Annotated in this window: 15 protein-coding genes; all 15 read right to left on the reverse strand. The window is 67.6% G+C overall.

Translation table 11 applies throughout. The annotated features are described in order from the left end of the window. Positions 1 to 123: 123 nt before the first annotated feature. Positions 124 to 1,143: a dipeptide ABC transporter ATP-binding protein gene (locus tag OG689_RS17055; RefSeq protein ID WP_266321341.1), complete on the reverse strand. Its 1,020-nt coding sequence runs from the start codon at positions 1,141 to 1,143 to the stop codon at positions 124 to 126. Next, entirely contained in the window at positions 1,136 to 2,173 is a 1,038-nt protein-coding gene (locus OG689_RS17060; RefSeq protein WP_266327216.1) for an ABC transporter ATP-binding protein, read from the reverse strand. The genes OG689_RS17055 and OG689_RS17060 overlap by 8 nt, the downstream gene beginning before the upstream one ends. A gap of 96 nt (positions 2,174 to 2,269) precedes the next feature. Next, complete coding sequence (locus tag OG689_RS17065) at positions 2,270 to 3,304, reverse strand: ABC transporter permease (protein WP_266321342.1); 1,035 nt, start codon at positions 3,302 to 3,304, stop codon at positions 2,270 to 2,272. Beyond that, positions 3,297 to 4,241, reverse strand: a complete 945-nt coding sequence (locus OG689_RS17070; RefSeq protein ID WP_266321343.1) for an ABC transporter permease — start codon at positions 4,239 to 4,241, stop codon at positions 3,297 to 3,299. Before OG689_RS17070 ends, OG689_RS17065 begins: the two co-directional genes overlap by 8 nt. Before the next feature lie 92 nt (positions 4,242 to 4,333). Further along, on the reverse strand, positions 4,334 to 5,980 hold the full coding sequence (locus OG689_RS17075) for an ABC transporter substrate-binding protein (RefSeq protein ID WP_266321344.1): 1,647 nt from the start codon (positions 5,978 to 5,980) through the stop codon (positions 4,334 to 4,336). 417 nt (positions 5,981 to 6,397) lie between these two features. Continuing rightward, complete coding sequence (locus OG689_RS17080; protein ID WP_266321345.1) at positions 6,398 to 7,726, reverse strand: dipeptide ABC transporter ATP-binding protein; 1,329 nt, start codon at positions 7,724 to 7,726, stop codon at positions 6,398 to 6,400. Continuing rightward, the gene (locus tag OG689_RS17085; protein ID WP_266321346.1) at positions 7,710 to 8,768 is read right to left on the reverse strand and encodes an ABC transporter ATP-binding protein; all 1,059 of its coding nucleotides are present in this window, start codon (positions 8,766 to 8,768) and stop codon (positions 7,710 to 7,712) included. Before OG689_RS17085 ends, OG689_RS17080 begins: the two co-directional genes overlap by 17 nt. Before the next feature lie 14 nt (positions 8,769 to 8,782). Further along, positions 8,783 to 9,781: an ABC transporter permease gene (locus OG689_RS17090; RefSeq protein WP_266321348.1), complete on the reverse strand. Its 999-nt coding sequence runs from the start codon at positions 9,779 to 9,781 to the stop codon at positions 8,783 to 8,785. Beyond that, entirely contained in the window at positions 9,774 to 10,700 is a 927-nt protein-coding gene (locus OG689_RS17095; protein WP_266321350.1) for an ABC transporter permease, read from the reverse strand. Before OG689_RS17095 ends, OG689_RS17090 begins: the two co-directional genes overlap by 8 nt. Before the next feature lie 136 nt (positions 10,701 to 10,836). After that, positions 10,837 to 12,459, reverse strand: a complete 1,623-nt coding sequence (locus tag OG689_RS17100) for an ABC transporter substrate-binding protein (RefSeq protein WP_266321352.1) — start codon at positions 12,457 to 12,459, stop codon at positions 10,837 to 10,839. Positions 12,460 to 12,658: 199 nt separating this feature from the next. After that, positions 12,659 to 13,675, reverse strand: coding sequence for a dipeptide ABC transporter ATP-binding protein (locus tag OG689_RS17105; RefSeq protein WP_266321354.1), 1,017 nt, complete (start codon positions 13,673 to 13,675; stop codon positions 12,659 to 12,661). Next, positions 13,668 to 14,723, reverse strand: coding sequence for an ABC transporter ATP-binding protein (locus tag OG689_RS17110; RefSeq protein WP_266321355.1), 1,056 nt, complete (start codon positions 14,721 to 14,723; stop codon positions 13,668 to 13,670). The genes OG689_RS17105 and OG689_RS17110 overlap by 8 nt, the downstream gene beginning before the upstream one ends. A gap of 16 nt (positions 14,724 to 14,739) precedes the next feature. Further along, complete coding sequence (locus OG689_RS17115; RefSeq protein WP_266321356.1) at positions 14,740 to 15,678, reverse strand: ABC transporter permease; 939 nt, start codon at positions 15,676 to 15,678, stop codon at positions 14,740 to 14,742. Next, positions 15,671 to 16,597: an ABC transporter permease gene (locus OG689_RS17120; RefSeq protein WP_266321358.1), complete on the reverse strand. Its 927-nt coding sequence runs from the start codon at positions 16,595 to 16,597 to the stop codon at positions 15,671 to 15,673. Before OG689_RS17120 ends, OG689_RS17115 begins: the two co-directional genes overlap by 8 nt. A gap of 143 nt (positions 16,598 to 16,740) precedes the next feature. Beyond that, the gene (locus OG689_RS17125; RefSeq protein WP_266321359.1) at positions 16,741 to 18,372 is read right to left on the reverse strand and encodes an ABC transporter substrate-binding protein; all 1,632 of its coding nucleotides are present in this window, start codon (positions 18,370 to 18,372) and stop codon (positions 16,741 to 16,743) included. Positions 18,373 to 18,774: the final 402 nt, after the last annotated feature.

Consider the following 18,774-nt stretch of genomic DNA (forward strand, 5'->3'; position numbering starts at 1 on the left):
CTCGGCCGTTCCCGCGGTCCGGTGCCCCGGCGCCCGGCGCCCTGACGGGGCGCCGGCGGCGGACGCGAGAGGGCCGCGGTCGCCCGACGGCGGCCGCGGCCCTCTCCTTCCCCACCCGTCCGGTCAGCCGGCCCCCACCACGTCATGGACCTGCGCGAAGTGGCAGGCGGAGTCGTGCGCCGCCGGGCCCTTCAGCAGCTCCGGCGCGGCCAGCAGCGGCTCCTCGGTGGCGCAGCGCTCCTCGGCCTTCCAGCAGCGGGTGCGGAACCGGCAGCCCGACGGCGGGTTGGCCGGCGAGGGCAGATCGCCGCTGAGCAGGATCCGCTCGCGGTTCTCCCGGCCGGTCGGGTCCGGCACCGGCACCGCCGAGAGCAGCGCCTGGGTGTACGGGTGGGTCGGGAAGGAGTAGATCTGCTCCTCGGTCCCGATCTCGACCATCTTGCCGAGGTACATCACGCCGACCCGGTCGGAGATGTGCCGGACGATGGAGAGGTCGTGCGCGATGAACATGTACGACAGGTCGAACTCGGTCTGGAGCTGCTCCAGCAGGTTGATGACCTGCGCCTGGACGGAGACGTCCAGCGCCGAGACCGGCTCGTCGCAGATGATGATCTCCGGCTTGAGCGCCAGCCCCCGGGCGATGCCGATGCGTTGACGCTGGCCGCCGGAGAACTGGTGCGGGTACCGGTTGATGTACTCCGGGTTGAGCCCGACCACGTCCAGCAGGTCCTGGACGGCCTTGCGGCGGTCGCCCTTCGGCGCCACCTCCGGGTGGATCTCGAAGGGTTCACCGATGATGTCGCCCACGGTCATCCGGGGGTTCAGCGAGGTGTACGGGTCCTGGAAGACCATCTGGATGTTGCGACGGACGGCCTTCAGGGCCTGGCCGGACAGCCGGGAGATGTCCTCGCCCTTGAACAGCACCTGGCCGGCCGTGGCCCGCTCCAGGTTCATCAGGACCTTGGCCAGCGTGGACTTGCCGCAGCCCGATTCGCCCACGATGCCGAGCGTCTCACCGCGGTGGAGGTCGAAGGAGATCCCGTCGACCGCCTTGACCGCGCCGACCACGCTCTTGAACAGGATGCCCTGGGTCAGCGGGTAGTGCTTGACCAGGCCCTTGACCTCCAGGATGGGCTCAGCCATGGAGGGTCTCCTTCCAGAAGTGGCAGGCGCTGCGACGGCCCGGGAGGTCCCCGCCCTCCGCGTCCAGCACCGGTACCAGCTGGGGCAGTTCGCTGCGGCAGAGGTCCGTCGCCCGCTCGCAGCGCGGGTTGAACGCGCAGCCGGTCGGGACCTTGAGCAGGTTCGGGGGCAGGCCCTTGATGGCGTAGAGGTCCTGGCCCTTCTGGTCCAGGCGCGGGATCGAGCGGAGCAGGCCCTTGGTGTACGGGTGCGCCGGGTTGGCGTACAGCTCGTGCACCGGCGCCGTCTCCACGATCCGGCCCGCGTACATCACGGCGATCTTGTCCGCGACGTCGGCGACCACGCCCAGGTCGTGGGTGATCAGGATCAGACCCATGTTGAACTCGGCCTGCAGCTCCGCGAGCAGGTCCATCACCTGGGCCTGGACGGTGACGTCCAGCGCGGTGGTGGGCTCGTCCGCGATGATCAGGTCCGGCTCCAGGGCCAGCGCCATCGCGATCATGATGCGCTGACGCATGCCGCCCGAGAACTGGTGCGGGTAGTCGCCCACCCGCTGCTTGGCGGCCGGGATGCGCACCCGGTCCATCAGCTCGATCGCCTTGGCCTTCGCCTCCTTGCGGGAGGCGCCCTGGTGCACCCGGAACATCTCACCCAGCTGGTAACCCACACTCAGCACCGGGTTCAGCGCGGACAGCGCGTCCTGGAAGATCATCGCGATCTTCCGGCCACGGATGGCCCGCCGGTCCTTGGGACTCATCCGGAGCATGTCCTCGCCCCGGAACCGGATCTCACCCGCGGTGATCTTGCCGGGTGGCATGTCCAGGATGCCCATGATCGCCTGCGCGGTCACCGACTTGCCCGAACCGGACTCGCCGAGGACGGCCAGCGTCTCACCGGCCGAGACCGAGTAGCTGACGCCGTTCACGGCCTTGGCGATGCCGTCCCGGGTGTGGAACTCGATGTGCAGGTCGTCGACCTCCAGCAACGGGGTGCCCGGCACCAGGTTCTCCCGCCCGCCGGTCACCTCCATCAGGCCGGCCTCGGGGGTGCTGCTGTTCTTCGACAGCGTCGACAGCCTTGACGGCTTCGAATAGTTCGGCACTGCGGTCATAGCCCGCGGCCCTCCTCAGCGCAGCTTCGGGTCGAGGGCGTCGCGCACCGCGTCGCCGAGCATGATGAACGCCAGCACGGTGATGCTCAGCACCACGGCCGGGAAGAGCAGCACGTGCGGCGCGGTCAGGAACCGGGCCTGCGCGTCACTGATCATCAGACCCCAGGAGATCGCCGGGGACTGGATGCCGATCCCCAGGTACGACAGCGCGGCCTCGGCCCCGATGTACACACCGAGGTTGATGGTGGAGACCACGATGACGGGCGCCACCGCGTTGGGCAGGATGTGCCGGCCGAGGATGCGCGTGGTGCCGGCGCCGAGGGCCTTGGCCGCGACGACGTAGTCGTTGTGCTTGTTGGACAGCACCGCCGAACGCATCAGCCGGTAGATCTGCGGCCAGCCGAGCACCGCCATCACCATCGAGACCGTGAAGGCGTTCCCCTTCTGGAAGTTCGCCATGATCAGCATGCCGCCGAGCAGCAGCGGGATGGCGAAGAAGATCTCGGTGACCCGGGACAGCAGGCTGTCCCAGAATCCGCCGACCCAGCCCGCCAGCAGTCCCAGCGCGCCACCCACCAGGACGACCAGCGTCGTGGTGAGCATGCCGACGACGATCGAGTTCCGGGCGCCCCAGACCGTCCGGGTGTAGACGTCGCAGCCCTGCACGTCGAAGCCGAACCAGTGGTCGGCACCGGGCCGCTTCAGCGAGTCGGCGAGCTGGCAGAAGCCGGCCGACTGCGGATCCTTGCCGGTGAACAGCTGCGGCGCGATCGCCAGCGCCACCATGAACACCACCAGCAGGGCGCCGATCAGGAACAGCGGGTTGCGGCGCAGGTCGTACCAGGCGTCCGTCCAGAGGCTGGCGACCCGCTCGGTGTCGGCCTTCCGAGGGGCCTTCCCGGCCTTCGGCGGGGCCTCGGTGACGGTCGCGACCGGGCTCGGGGCGCCGGCCGCGGACGGCTCGCCGACGGCCTGCTCCGGGAGGCTCACGGGGTCGGCCGGCTTCGCGGCGGGGACGACCAGGTCGTCGCTCTTCGTCGGCTCACTCATAGCGGATCCTCGGGTCCAGGACGGCGTACAGCAGGTCGACCACCAGGTTGGCGAACAGGTAGACCAGCACCAGGGCGCTCACGATGCCGACCACGATGGTCCGCTCCCGCAGGTAGACGGACTGGAAGAGCTGGTGTCCGACGCCGGGGATGTTGAAGATGCCCTCGGTGATCACCGCACCGCCCATCAGCCCGCCCAGATCCATGCCCAGGAAGGTGACGATCGGGATCAGCGCGTTGCGCAGCCCGTGCCGGACCACCACCCGGAACGGGCTGAGCCCCTTGGCCACCGCGGTGCGGACGTAGTCGGCCCGCATGACCTCGATCAGGCTGGCCCGGGTGAGCCGGGCGACATACGCCAGCGAGGTCGACGCCAGCACGTAGGCCGGCATCAGGTAGGACCGGAACCCCGCCTCCTCGTTGAAGGAGACCGGGAAGAAGTCGATGCCGTAGTCGGTCTTGAGCTTGACCCCGAGCACCAGTTGCAGCACGAAGCCGATGACGAAGACCGGGATCGAGATGACCATCAGGGTGGAGATCATGACGACGTTGTCGATGAAGCGGCCGCGCTTCAGGGCGGCGGCCACACCGGCCGTGACACCCACGGCCATCTCGATGCCCAGCGCCGTCAGGGCGAGGTTGATGGTGTAGGGGAACGCCGCGGACATCACGTCCACCACCGCGTTGCCCCGGTAGTCCTCGCCGAAGTCGCCGGTGAACAGGTGCGACAGGTAGTACCAGTACTGCACGAAGAACGGGTCGTTCAGGTGGTAGCGCTCCTGGAGCACCGCCACGACCGTCGGATCGGCGCGTTTCTCACCGGCCAGTGCCGTAATGGGATCGCCAGGCAGCAGGAAGACCAGTGCGTAGATCAGGAACGTCGCGCCGAGGATCACAGGTATGGCCTGGATGATCCGGCGGACCACATAGCGGCCCACGGGGCCTCCTCGTGGCTAGGGGCACGGCCGCGAAGGGTGGCGCGGGGGTCCCCCGCGCCACCCGTCGGGGCGTGCCGTCAGCTGGATGTCGGTCAGGCCAGTTCGACGTTGGCCAGGTCCATCTGACCCTGGGCGTTGACCTTCACGTTCTTGACCGTCTTGGTGTACGCCGCGGAGGACATGTACGTGTAGATCGGGATGTACGGGACGTCCTTGATCAGGACGTCGTCGGCCTGCTGGTACAGCTTCAGGCTCTCCTCGTCCGTCTTCGCACTGTCGGCCTTGGCCAGCAGCGCCTCGAACTCCTCGTTGACGTAACCGCCGTAGTTGGAGCCGTTGTCGATCGCGACCTTGGAGAAGATCGGCCGCAGGTAGTTCTCCGCCGACGGGTAGTCCATCGACCAGGCCATCCGGAAGGCGCCGCTGTAGGCCTTGTCGCCCAGCGCGGTGAGGATCGCGCCGAACTTCTCGAACGGCTTGTAGGTGACCTCGACGCCGAGGTTGGCCTTCAGCTGGTTGCCGACCGCCTCGATCCACTCCTTGTGGCCGCCGTCGGCGTTGTAGCCGATCTCCATCGTGTTGCCGGGCAGGCCGCCGGCCTGCGTGAAGAGCGCCTTGGCCTTCGCCGGGTCGTACTTGGCCACGTCACCGAGGGCGCCCTTGCGGTACCCCGGGATGATCGGGCTGATGAAGTCGTCGGCCGGCTTGCGGGTGCCGCTGAAGATGGTCTTGGTGATCGACTCGCGGTCGATCGCCATCGAGATCGCCTTGCGGACGTCCGCGTTGGCGAACGCCGGGTTGGTGGCGATCGGGAAGCCGATGTAGCCGACCCCGGACTCCGGCTTGTAGATGTACCGGTCGCCGAACTCGCTCGCCACGGTGGCCATCGCGGAGACCGGAAGCTTGTCGGTGATCTGGATGGTGTCGGCGCGCAGGTCGTTGTACGCCGTCTCCAGCTTCTCGTAGATCTTGAAGGTGACGGTGTCCAGCTTCGCCTTGCCCTCGGCGGCCGGGAAGTTCTCGTACCGCTTCACCTTGATCTGCTTGTTGTGCTCCCACTTCCCGTCCATCTGGAAGGGGCCGTTGCCGATCGGGGCGTCGTCGAAGGCCTTCGGGTCGGTGAAGAAGGCGGTCGGCAGCGGGAAGAACGCGTTGTAGCCCAGCATCGTCTTGAACTGGGAGAACGGCGCCTTGAGGGTGACCGTGAAGGTCTTGTCGTCGACCACCTTCAGGCCCTTGAGTTCCTTGGTGGCGGGCGTCTTGCCCTTGCCGGGGGCCAGCTCGTCGGAGCCGAGGATCTTGTCGAAGAAGGGCAGCGCCTCCTGGGCGTTGTCCTGGTTCGCCCCGTAATTCCAGGCGTCCACGAAGGATTTCGCGGTAACCTTCTCACCGTTGTGGAAGGTGTAGCCGTCCTTCAGCTTGATCGTCCAGGTCGTGGCATCCGGCGATTCGATCGACTCGGCCACGCGCAGCTTCGGCACGCTGGTGTCGTTGTCGTACTCGACCAGGCCGGAGAACAGCGCGTTGAGCACCTCGGAGCCCTCGGACTCGGCAGTGTTCTGCGGGACCAACCCGTGCTGGGGCTCACCCAGTTCGACACTGATGGAGCCGCCCTTCTTGCCCGACCCACCACTCGCCTGATCCGTCGCAGACTTGCCACCACTGGTGCTGCAGGCGGAGATCGCAAGCGCGGTGCACGCCGCCAGGGCGGTCCAGCGCATGGTCTTGGTGAGCCTCATTCAACTGCTCCTCGTTTTAGGGGCTTACGAACGAAACAGCACCCACGCCACTCGGTGTGCCGGGCATGGGGAATCAACGTCAGCGCCGAACCACCGAGTTGATGGTGTGACCACTGACACGCGCAGAGCAACTATCGATCACCCGGACCCTCCGGCGGAATCGCCCTTACATCTCTTTTCAGTTACATGCTCAGACCAAGTCGTGACAATGCTCGCCAAATTCCGCCATATCACACGCGGAACAATTTCTTCCGCCTTCCGAATATCGGACGACAGACACCGGAATTCGGCACATTACGCGGCGTAATATCCAAAAGCCCCTCGGAGTCCGGACCAGCATTCGGGAGTTCTCCCAGCACAGGCCGCAGGGCGCGCCCTCCGAGGAGGACGCGCCCTGTGTTCACCGCTTCGAAGAACTCAGTCCGGTGGTGCCAACCCGGTTTGCCCGCCACCGGGGCCGGCCTCCGGGCCTCCGGGGGCGCCGGGCGTACCGGGCGTGCCGGGGGTGCCGGGCGTGCCGGGCGTGCCGGGCGTGCCGGGGGTGCCGGGAACCGTGTCACCGGTTGCGGGGCCGCCCGCACCCCGGTCGACCCCGCGCTCCGCCGCACTCTGCTCAACCCCGCGCTCCGCCGCACCCCGGTCGACCCCGCGCTCCGCCGCACTCTGCTCAACCTCGCGCTCCGCCGCGAAATGACAAGCCGACTCGTGCTTCGCGAGCCCCCCGAGCCAGGACGGCGCGGCCAGCAGCGGCAGTTCGGTCGCGCAGCGCTCCTGGGCCTTCCAGCAGCGGGTGCGGAACCGGCAGCCCGACGGCGGGTTGGCCGGCGAGGGCACATCGCCGGTGAGGACGATCCGGTCCCGGTCCTCCCGCGCGCTCGGGTCCGGCACCGGGACCGCGGAGAGCAGCGCCTGGGTGTACGGGTGCGTCGCGTGGTCGTAGATCTCCAGGTCGCTCCCGATCTCGACCATCTTGCCGAGGTACATCACGCCGACCCGGTCGGAGATGTGCCGGACGATGGAGAGGTCGTGCGCGATGAACATGTACGACAGGTTGAACTCGGTCTGCAGCTGCTCCAGCAGGTTGATCACCTGCGCCTGGACGGAGACGTCCAGCGCGGAGACCGGCTCGTCGCAGATGATCACCTCGGGCTTGAGCGCCAGGCCGCGGGCGATGCCGATGCGCTGGCGCTGACCGCCGGAGAACTGGTGCGGGTACCGGTTGATGTACTCCGGGTTGAGCCCGACCACGTCCAGCAGGTCCTGGACGGCCTTGCGGCGGTCCCCCTTCGGCGCCACCTCCGGGTGGATCTCGTACGGCTCCCCGATGATGTCGCCCACCGTCATCCGGGGGTTCAGCGAGGTGTACGGGTCCTGGAAGACCATCTGGATGTTCCGGCGCACGGCCTTCAGCCCGGCCCCGGAGAGATGTGAGATCTCCTCCCCCTTGAACCGCACCGAACCGGCGGTGGCCGGCTCCAGGTTCATCAGCACCTTCGCCAGCGTGGACTTGCCGCAGCCGGACTCGCCGACGATGCCGAGCGTCTCACCCTGGACCAGGTCGAAGCTGATGCCGTCGACCGCCTTCACCGCGCCGACCTGCTTCTTGAACAGGATGCCCTTGGTGAGCGGGAAGTGCTTGACCAGGTCCCGGATTTCGAGGATCGGCTCGCCCCGTCGGACGGGCTTGTCGAACGCGATCTCCTCCGGCGCGGCCGCGCTGCCCAGCGCGCTAGCTCCGTGAGCCATGGAGGGTCTCCTTCCAGAAGAAGCAGGCGCTGCCCCGGCCGGGCTGCTCGGTGCCGTCGTCCTCGGTGACCTGGAACAGCTCCGGCACCTCGCTGCGGCAGATGTCCTGGGCCCGGGGGCAGCGCGGGTTGAACGCGCAGCCCGGGGGGATCCGCAGCAGGTTGGGTGGCAGGCCCTTGATGGCATAGAGCTCCTGGCCCTTCTGGTCCAGGCGCGGGATCGAGTCCAGCAGGCCCCTGGTGTACGGGTGGGCGGGGCTGGCGTAGAGCTCGTGCACCGGGGCGGTCTCGACGATCCGGCCGGCGTACATGACGGCGATCTTGTCCGCGACGTCGGCGACCACGCCGAGGTCGTGGGTGATCAGGATCAGCCCCATGTGGTACTCGGCCTGCAGCTCCGCCAGCAGGTCCATCACCTGGGCCTGGACGGTGACGTCCAGGGCCGTGGTGGGCTCGTCCGCGATGATCAGGTCCGGCTCCAGGGCCAGCGCCATCGCGATCATGATCCGCTGGCGCATACCGCCCGAGAACTGGTGCGGGTAGTCCCCCACCCGTTCCTTCGCGGCGGGGATCCGGACGCGGTCCATCAAGTCGATGGCCTTCGCCTTCGCCTCCTTGCGGGAGGCGCCGGTGTGGGCACGGAACATCTCGCCGAGCTGGAACCCGACGGTCAGTACCGGGTTCAGCGAGGAGAGCGCGTCCTGGAAGATCATCGCGATCTTCTGGCCGCGGATCTTGCGCCGCTCCTCCTTGCCCATGGTCAGCATGTCCTGACCGCGGTAGCGGATCTCGCCCTTGGGGATCCGGGCCGGCGGCATGTCCAGGATGCCCATGATCGCCTGCGCGGTCACCGACTTGCCCGACCCGGACTCCCCCAGCACGGCCAGCGTCTCGCCCGCGCTGACGCTGTAGTTGACCCCGTTGACGGCGCGGGCGACGCCCTCCCGGGTGACGAACTCCACGTGCAGGTCCCGGACGTCGAGCAGCGGCCCGTCGTAGGGAGCCTGCCGGGCGCTCTTGGTGGTGTCGACGGCAGTGGTCACGATCGTCCCCTCGCTCAGCGCAGCTTCGGGTCGAGGGCGTCGCGGACCGCGTCGCCCAGCATGATGAAGGCCAGCACGGTGATCGACAGCGCGGCCGCCGGGAAGAACATCACGTACGGGGCGGTGCGGATCACCTTCTGCGCCGAGGAGATGTCGATGCCCCAGGAGATGGTGGGCTCCTGCAGACCGATGCCGAGGAAGCTCAGCGTCGCCTCGACGGCGATGTAGCCGCCGAGCGCGATCGTCGCGACCACGATCACCGGCGCCACGGCGTTCGGCAGGATGTGCCGGAGCATCAACCGGCCGGTGCCGGCCCCGAGCGCCTTGCCCGCCATCACGTAGTCGGCCTGCTTGACCGTCAGCACCGCGCCGCGCATCACCCTCGCGATCTGGGTCCAGCCCAGGACGGCCAGCGCGATGACCACGCTCCACACCGTGCGGGCGGAGAAGGCGCCCAGCAGCACCAGCGCGCCGAGCAGCAGCGGGATGCCGAAGAAGATGTCGGTGATCCGGGAGATCACCGCGTCGGCCCAGCCACCGAAGTAGCCGGCGAGCATGCCGGTCAGCCCTCCGAGGAGGGTGACCAGGGCGGTGACGCAGATGCCGACCGTGATGGACGCGCGAGCCCCGTAGATCACCCGGGCGTAGATGCTCCGGCCCTGCCCGTCGTAGCCGAACCAGCCCGCGCCGAAGAAGTCCGTCCAGTCCGGCCGCTTGAGATAGTCGTTGACCAGGTCGGAGGCGCGCGGGTTGGTGTCGGTGAACGCCCAGGGGAAGATGGCCATGATCACCAGCAGCAGGATCAGCACCACCGAGATCAGGAAGATCGGCCGGGTCCGCAGGTCCCGCCAGGCATGGCCCCAGAGACTGCGGGCCTCCTCGCGCTTGGCCGGGTCCCGCTCGATCAGCGTGTCCTCTTCGACCACCCGGCCCTGCTCGCCCGCGTAGTCCAGGTGGTCGACACCGGGCTTCGGGTGGGGCTCGAACCCGCTCTCGTCGTGGATGTCAGGCATAACGGATCCTCGGGTCCAGGACCGCGTACAGCAGGTCGACGAGCAGGCTGGCGACCAGGTAGACGATCACCAGGACGGTCACGATGCCGACCACGGTGGGCCCTTCCTTCTGGTTGATCGCCCGGTACAGGACGTTGCCGATGCCCTGCACGTTGAAGATGCCCTCGGTGACGATCGCACCGCCCATCAGCGCCCCGAGGTCGGTCCCGAGGAAGGTGACCACCGGGATCAGCGAGTTGCGCAGCAGGTGGCGGGTGATGATGGTGCGCCGGGGCAGGCCCTTGGCGGTGGCCGTGCGGATGTAGTCGGCCCGGAGGTTCTCGCCGATGGACGTCCGGGTGAGCCGGGCGACGAACGCCAGTGACAACGATCCCAGGACGATGGCGGGCAGGATGAGTTGGGAGAGGTCGGTGGAGTCCTGGACGGTCGGGGTGACCCAGCCCAGATTGGTCGCGAAGATGGTCTGCGCGATGTAGGCCAGCACGAAGACCGGGATCGAGATGACGACCAGGGTGAGGATCAGCACCGCGGTGTCGACGACGCTCCCGCGGCGCAGGCCCGAGAGCACGCCGAGCGTCAGGCCGACGACCAGCTCGAAGACGAAGGCCATCAGCGCGAGCCGGATGGTCACGGGGAACGCGTCCGCCATGATCTCGGACACCGGGCGGCCGGTGAAGCTCGTCCCGAAGTCGCCCTGGAACAGGTTGCCCATGTAGTGCAGGTACTGCTTCCAGATCGGCTGGTCCAGGTAGTACTTCTGCCTGAGGGCCGCCACCTGGGCCGGATCGGCGGCCTTGTCGCCGAAGAGCGCCACGATCGGGTCGCCCGGCAGGGAGTAGACCATCAGGAAGATCAGCAGAGTCGAGCCGAAGAACACCGGGATCATCTGCAGCACTCGCCTGAGTACGTAGCTGCCCATCGCGCCTCCTTCCTAGAGGACTGAGTGCCCGGGCCCCGCCCTCCGTGCGGGGAGGACGGGGCCGGCGGGGATGGGGCCCCTCCTGCCCCGCGGGCCCGCTCCCCGGGCCTGCCGGGGGCGGGTGGCCGCGGGAGGATCAGCCCTTGACCTCGACCTGGGTCCAGGCCGGGTTGCCGAAGGAGTCGAACGTGACGTTCTGGACGTTGGTGGAGTAGCCCGAGTTGGTGCGGTAGTACCAGAGCGGGATGGCCGGCATGTCCTGCTGGAGCACCGCCTCGGCCTGCTGGTAACCGGTGGCCGAGGCCTGGATGCTGTCGGCCTGGTCCGCCTGGGTGGACAGCTTGTCGAACTCGGGGCTGCTGTAGCCGAAGTCGTTGGAGGCGGCGCCGGTGCGGTAGACGTCGGCCAGGAAGTTCGCGTTCAGCGGGTAGTCCTGCACCCAGCCGGTGCGGAAGGCGCCGGTGACCGTGTGGCCGGTGATCGCCGCGCGGGCGGTCTTGAAGTCGACCTTCGGGTCGCCGACGCAGTCCACCCCGGTGTTCTGGCGGATCGAGTTGCAGACGGCGTCGACCCACTCCTTGTGGCCGCCGTCCGCGTTGTAGGTGATCGTCAGCTTGTTCCCGGGGACCCCGCCGCCCTCGGTGATCAGCTGCTTCGCCTGGGCCGGGTCGAAGTTGCAGAAGTTCCCGCAGTTGCCCTGCTTGTAGCCCTCGACGCCCTCGGCGACCCAGGCGGAGGCGGGGGCACGCGAACCCTGCAGCACCGTCTTGGTGATGGTGGCCCGGTCGATCGCCATCGACAGGCCCTGGCGCACCTTCGCCTTCTCCGGCCCCGCCCAGTCGGGCTGGTACAACGGGAAGCCGATGTTCTGGATCGCGCCCTGCGGGGAGTCGATCGCCCGGTCGCCGAGGTCGTTCTTGTACGTCGCCAGCGCGGACGGCGGCACCTGGTCCATCACGTCCAGGTTGTTGGACTGCAGGTCCGCGTACGCGGCCTCGGCGGTGGTGTACATCTTGAAGACGATGCCGCCGTTCTTCGCCGGGTCCACCCCTTTGTAGTTGGGGTACGACTTCGTGACGACCTGCGCGTTGTGGTCCCAGCTGACGAACTGGTACGGGCCGTTGCCGACCGGCTTCTGGCCGAAGCCGGCCGGGTCGCTGTAGAAGCTGTCGGGCAGCGGCGAGAAGGCGATGTAGCCGAGCTTGTACTCGAAGTACGACACCTTGGTGGTCAGCTTGATGGTGAAGTGCGTGTCGTCGGTGACGGTCAGCCCGGACATGGTCGTGGTGGTCGGCGCACCGCTCTCGGGGTGGACGTCCTTGTAGCCCTGGATGTCGGAGAACCACGAGCTGTTGATCTGGTTGTTGGTGGTCGTCGCGGCCCAGTTCCAGGCGTTGACGAAGTTGCTCGACTTGACCGGCGTACCGTCGTGGAAGGTCCAGCCGGACTTCAGCGTCACGTTGAAGGTCTGCGAGTCACTGGTGTCGATCGAGTCGGCCACCTGCATCCGCAGCGTCGCGTTGCTCGGGTCGTAGTCGACCAGGCCCTTGAAGAGGTTCTGGATGATGCGACCGCCACCCGCCTCGTTCGCGTTCGCGGGCTGGAGCGGGTTCTGCGGCTCGCTGCTCTGGTAGCTGAAGGTCTTGCTGGCATCCGACGAGCTGCTGCCGCCTCCCCCGCTACTGCCACACCCGCTGGCCACCAGGGCCACCGAAGTCGCAGCGGCGAGGACCCATCGAACGCGGGTGGCTTCGGGCATGGAGGTCCCTCCTCAGGGTGTCTTGTCGCATCACACCCCATGAGAAGCGCGCCCTTTCGGCGGCGCGACCCGGATACCGCCGGATGGGTGCGCCGCGCCACCGGCAGGGGGCCACCCGGGGCGCCGGACGGCCGAACCGGCCCGGAAAGGCCGAAGGACCCGCAGCACGAGGCTGCGGGTCCTTCGGGAAAGAGCCGGGTCAGGCGGCGACCGGCGCCACGACCTCGGCGAAGTGGCAGGCGGAGTCGTGCGCCGCCGGGCCCTTCAGCAGCTCGGGCACGGCCAGCAGCGGCACCTCGGTGGCGCAGCGCTCCTCGGCCTTCCAGCAGCGGGTGCGGAACCGGCAGCCGGACGGCGGGTTCGCCGGGGAGGGGATGTCCCCGGAGAGGATGATCCGCTCGCGGTTCTCCCGGCCGGTCGGGTCCGGCACCGGCACGGCGGAGAGCAGCGCCTGGGTGTACGGGTGCGTGGCGTGGTCGTAGATCTGCTCGTCCGTACCGATCTCGACCATCTTGCCGAGGTACATCACGCCGACCCGGTCGGAGATGTGCCGGACGATGGAGAGGTCGTGCGCGATGAACATGTACGACAGGTTGAACTCGGTCTGCAGCTGCTCCAGCAGGTTGATCACCTGGGCCTGGACGGAGACGTCCAGCGCGGAGACCGGCTCGTCGCAGATGATCACCTCGGGCTTGAGCGCCAGGCCGCGGGCGATGCCGATGCGCTGGCGCTGACCGCCGGAGAACTGGTGCGGGTACCGGTTGATGTACTCCGGGTTCAGACCCACGACGTCCAGCAGGTCCTGGACGGCCTTGCGGCGGTCGCCCTTCGGCGCCACCTCCGGGTGGATCTCGTACGGCTCCCCGATGATGTCGCCCACCGTCATGCGGGGGTTCAGCGAGGTGTACGGGTCCTGGAAGACCATCTGGATGTTGCGGCGGACGGCCTTCAGGGCCTGGCCGGAGAGCCGGGAGATGTCCTCGCCCTTGAACAGGACCTGGCCGGAAGTGGCCTGCTCCAGGTTCATCAGCACCTTGGCGAGCGTCGACTTGCCGCAGCCCGACTCGCCGACGATGCCGAGCGTCTCACCCTGCATCAGCTCGAAGCTGATGCCGTCGACCGCCTTGACCGCGCCGACCTGCTTCTTGAAGAGGATGCCCTGGGACAGCGGGTAGTGCTTGACCAGGTCCTTGACCTCCAGGATGGGCTCAGCCATGGAGGGTCTCCTTCCAGAGGTGGCAGGCGCTCTTGCGACCGGCGATCTCGGCGTCGTTCTTGTCCATCACCTGGTGCAGCGCCGGGATCTCGGTGCGGCACAGGTCGGTGGCCACGTCGCAGCGCGGGTTGAACGCGCAGCCGGCCGGGACCTTGAGCAGGTTCGGGGGCAGGCCCTTGATCGCGTAGAGCTCCTGGCCCTTCTGGTCCAGGCGCGGGATCGAGCGCAGCAGGCCCTTGGTGTACGGGTGCGCCGGGTTGGCGTACAGCTCGTGCACCGGGGCGGTCTCCACGATCCGGCCGGCGTACATGACGGCGATCTTGTCCGCGACGTCGGCGACCACGCCGAGGTCATGGGTGATCAGGATCAGACCCATGTTGAACTCGGCCTGCAGCTCCGCCAGCAGGTCCATCACCTGGGCCTGGACGGTGACGTCCAGGGCCGTGGTGGGCTCGTCCGCGATGATCAGGTCCGGCTCCAGGGCCAGCGCCATCGCGATCATGATCCGCTGACGCATACCGCCGGAGAACTGGTGCGGGTAGTCCCCCACCCGCTGCTTCGCGGCGGGGATCCGGACGCGGTCCATCAAGTCGATGGCCTTCGCCTTCGCCTCCTTGCGGGAGGCGCCCTGGTGCACCCGGAACATCTCACCCAGCTGGTAGCCGACGCTCAGCACCGGGTTCAGCGAGGACAGCGCGTCCTGGAAGATCATCGCGATCTTCCGGCCACGCAGCTTGCGGCGCTCCTCGTTGCTCATCTTGAGCATGTCCTGGCCGCGGAAGAGGATCTCACCGGAGGTGATCCTGCCGGGCGGCATGTCCAGGATGCCCATGATGGTCTGCGCCGTGACGGACTTGCCGGAACCCGACTCGCCCAGGACGGCGAGGGTCTCGCCGGCCGCGACGGAGTAGTTCACGCCGTTGACGGCCTTGGCGATGCCGTCCCGGGTCACGAACTCGACGTGCAGGTCCTTGACCTCCAGCAGCGGGGTGCCGGGGGTGAGGCGCCCGCTCTCGGGGGCGACCTTCGGGTCTATGACGGTGGTCATGATGCGTCCGCCTCTCTCAGCGCAGCTTCGGGTCGAGGGCGTCGCGCACCGCGTCGCCGAGCATGATGAAGGCCAGAACGGTCAGGCTCAGCATGCCGGCGGGGAAGAAGAGCGCGAACGGGGCGGTGCGGATGACCTTCTGGGCCGAGTTGATGTCGATGCCCCAGGAGATGGTCGGGTCCTGCAGACCGATGCCGAGGAAGCTCAGCGTCGCCTCGGTGGCGATGTAGCCGCCGAGCGCGATGGTCGCGACCACGATCACCGGGGCGATCGCGTTCGGCAGGATGTGCTTGACCAGGATCCGCGAGGTGCTCGCGCCCAGGGCCTTGGCGGCCGTCACGTAGTCGGCCTGCTTGACCGTGATGACCGAGCCGCGCATCACGCGGGTCATCTGCGTCCAGCCGAGGGCGACCAGGGCGAAGACGACGCTCCAGATCGTGCGCGAGGTGAAGGCGTTGAGGATCACCAGGGCGCCGAGCAGCAGCGGGATGCCGAAGAAGATGTCGGTGACGCGGGACAGGATCGTGTCGACCCAGCCGCCGAAGTAGCCGGCCATCATGCCCGTGAATCCGCCGATGACGGTCACACCGGCGGTGACGCAGATGCCGACCACGACCGAGGCGCGGGCGCCGTAGATCACCCGGGCGTAGATGGACCGGCCCTGGCCGTCGTAGCCGAACCAGTCCGCCTGGAAGAGGTGGCTGTAGTTCGGCTTGGTCAGGAAGTGGTTGCGCAGGTCGCCTGCGCGCGGGTCCACCGAGGTGAACAGGCCGGGCGCGATGGCGATCACGATCAGCAGCAGGATCAGCAGGGCCGAGATCACGAAGATCGGCTTGCGGCGCAGTTCCTGCCAGGCGTCCGAGCCGAGGCTGCGGGCCTTCTCGGGCTTGGGCTCCGCCGGTCCGCCCGCGCGCTGCGCGGGGATGTCGGCGGTCTTCTGGATCAGGTCAGGCATAACGGATCCTCGGGTCCAGGACCGCGTAGAGCAGGTCGACGAGCAGGCTGGCGGCCAGGTACACGAGCACCAGGACGACGACGAAGCCGGAGACCGTGCCGCCCTCCTTGAGGTTGATCGCGTGGTAGAGCGCGTTGCCGACGCCCTTGACGTTGAAGATGCCCTCGGTGACGATCGCGCCGCCCATCAGGGCGCCCAGGTCGGTGCCCAGGAAGGTGACGACCGGGATCAGCGAGTTGCGCAGCAGGTGGGTACCGATCACCCGGCGCTTGGGCAGACCCTTGGCGATCGCCGTACGCATGTAGTCGGACCGGACGTTCTCCACGATCGAGGTACGGGTCAGCCGCGCGACGTAGGCCAGCGACAGCGAGCCGAGCACGAACGCGGGCAGCAGCAACTGGCTCAGGTTCATGGAGTCCTGGACCGTCGGGGTGACCCAGCCCAGGTTGGTGGCGAACACCGTCTGGAAGACGAAGCCGAGCACCGGCACCGGGATCGAGATCAGCAGCAGGGTCACGACCAGGGTGCCCTTGTCGAAGGCCTTGCCCCGGCGCAGGCCGGAGAAGAGACCGATGGCCACACCGAGCACGATCTCGATGGCGAAGGCCATCAGCGCGAGCCGGATGGTCACCGGCATGGCCTCGGTGATCACGTCGAGGACCTTGCGGCCCGACATGGTCTCACCGAAGTTGCCGGTGAAGAGGTCGCCCATGTAGTGGATGTACTGCATGTACCAGGGCTCGTCGAGGCCCAACCGGTGTTTGAGAGCGGCGAGCTGAACCGGGTCCGGCGCCTTGTCGCCCCACATCGCGCTGACCGGGTCTCCGGGGAGCTTGTGCACCATCAGGAAGATGAGTGTCACCGTGCCCAGGAAGACCGGGATCATTTGGAGCAGTCGCCTCGCGACAAAGCGCCCCATCGTTCCTCCATGTTGTTCTCTGACGGGCCGTCATCCCGGGTCAGAGGTGAGTCGGCGTGCCAACGGCCGGTGCCAGTCCTGCCCTTGTGGGGATGGGACGGGCACCGGCCGCTACCTGTTCAGCCGTGCGGTGCCGGGCTGAACTACTTCTGCTTGACCTCGACGCCGGTGAAGACCGGGTTGCCGAAGGAGTCGAACTTCACGTTCTGGACGTTGTTGGACCAGCCGGAGTTGGTCTTGTAGTACCAGAGCGGGATGGCCGGCATGTCCTTGGCCAGGACGGCCTCGGCCTGCTGGTAGAGGTCCGCGGTCTTCTCGACCGAGGTGGCCTGGTCGGCGGCCTCGGCGAGCTTGTCGAACTCCGGGCTGGAGTAGCCGGCGTCGTTCGCGGAGGCGCCGGTGCCGTAGACGTCACGCAGGAAGTTGGCGTTCAGGGGGTAGTCCTGGACCCAGCCGGTGCGCATCATGCTCGGCACGGCCTTCTTGCGGATGATGTCGCGCGAGGTCTTGAAGTCGGGCTTCGGGTCACCGAGGCACTCGACACCGGTCGACTGGCGGATCGAGTTGCAGACCGCGTCGACCCACTCCTTGTGACCACCGTCGGAGTTGTAGATGATGGTGATCTTGTTGTTCGGCACGCCGCCGCCGGCCTGGATGAGCTCCTTGGCCTTGGTCGGGTCGAACTTGCAGGCGTCGCCGCAGGCGCCGGCCTTGTAGCCCATGACGCCCGGGGCGACCCAGCTGTCGGCGGGCTGACGCGAGCCGTTCAGCACGGTCTTGGTGATGGTGTCGCGGTCGATCGCCATCGACAGGCCCTGGCGGACCTTGGCCTTGTCGACGCCGGCCCAGTCACCCTGGTACAGCGCGAACGAGATGTTCTGGATGGCGCCCTGGGCCTGGTCGACCGCGCGGTTGCCGAGGTCGGTCTTGTAGGAGGCCAGGTCGGTCGGGTCGACCTGGTCCAGCACGTCCAGGGTGTCCGAGGTGAGGTCCTTGTAGGCCGCCTCGCCGGACGAGTAGTTCTTGAAGACGATGCCGCCGTTCTTCGGCTTGTCCGTGCCCGCGTACTTGTCGTTCGCGGCCAGGGTGATCGCCTTGTTGTGCTCCCACGAGACGAACTTGTAGGGGCCGTTGCCGACCGGCTTCTGGCCGTAGCCGGCCGGGTCCGCGAAGAAGCCGGTGGGCAGCGGGAAGAAGGCCGAGTAGCCGAGCTTGTACTGGAAGTACGAGACCGGGCCGGTCAGCTCGATGGTGAAGTGGGTGTCGTCGACGACCTTGAGGCCGGACATCGCGTCGGCGGTCGGGTCACCCTTCTCCGGGTGCACCGCGTCGTAGCCGGCGATGTCGGAGAACCAGTCGGAGTTGATCTGGTTGTTCTTGGTGTTGGCCGACCAGTTCCAGGAGTCGACGAAGGACTTCGCGGTCACCGGGGTGCCGTCGTGGAAGGTCCAGCCGGACTTCAGGGTGACGGTGTAGTTCTTGGCGTCAGTGGTCTCGATCTTGTCGGCCACCTGGTTGCGCAGAGCGCCCGAGGCCGGGTCGTAGTCGACGAGGCCCATGAAGAGCTGCTTCACGATGCGGCCGCCCTGGTTCTCCATGGCGTTGGCCGGCTGGAGCGGGTTCTGCGGCTCGGCGCTCTGGTAGCTGAAGACGCCCTGAGCGTTGACGGCGCTGTCGGAGCTACCACCGCTGGACGAACCGCTGCCGCAAGCAGTTGCGGCGAGGGCAACAGCAACAGCTGCGACGACCCACTTGGCCTGGCTGGCACCGCGCATCGGTGTGCCTCCTGAAATCCGTGTTTGCAAACGTGGAGAGCACCGGGGGGAGTGGCCGGCAACAGCGCCTGACCGGCGGTGCTTCCTCGCTCGAGGTTCGGCGCGCACCCCTGCGCGTAACCCTTGCCCGAGCCTGACTGCACCCACTATCCGTCACACAGGGAGACGAAAGCGACGAATGCGGATCTCAATTAGGTCACATGAACGGTCGGTAAGTTTCGAAAATCGGACATATGAGACATAGCCAGACAGGTATTAAACGGACAGTTGTCATGTATGACGGATTGTCACGTTCGCTCAGCGGACATTCGGGCGTGATAGGGGCCTCGGAGGCGCTACGCGCGTCGACAGCGCTCCGTTAACAGACACCGTTCACTTAACAGTCGGGACTGCGGTTAACGC

Source organism: Kitasatospora sp. NBC_00240 (genome assembly GCF_026342405.1).
Taxonomy (GTDB): Bacteria; Actinomycetota; Actinomycetes; order Streptomycetales; family Streptomycetaceae; genus Kitasatospora.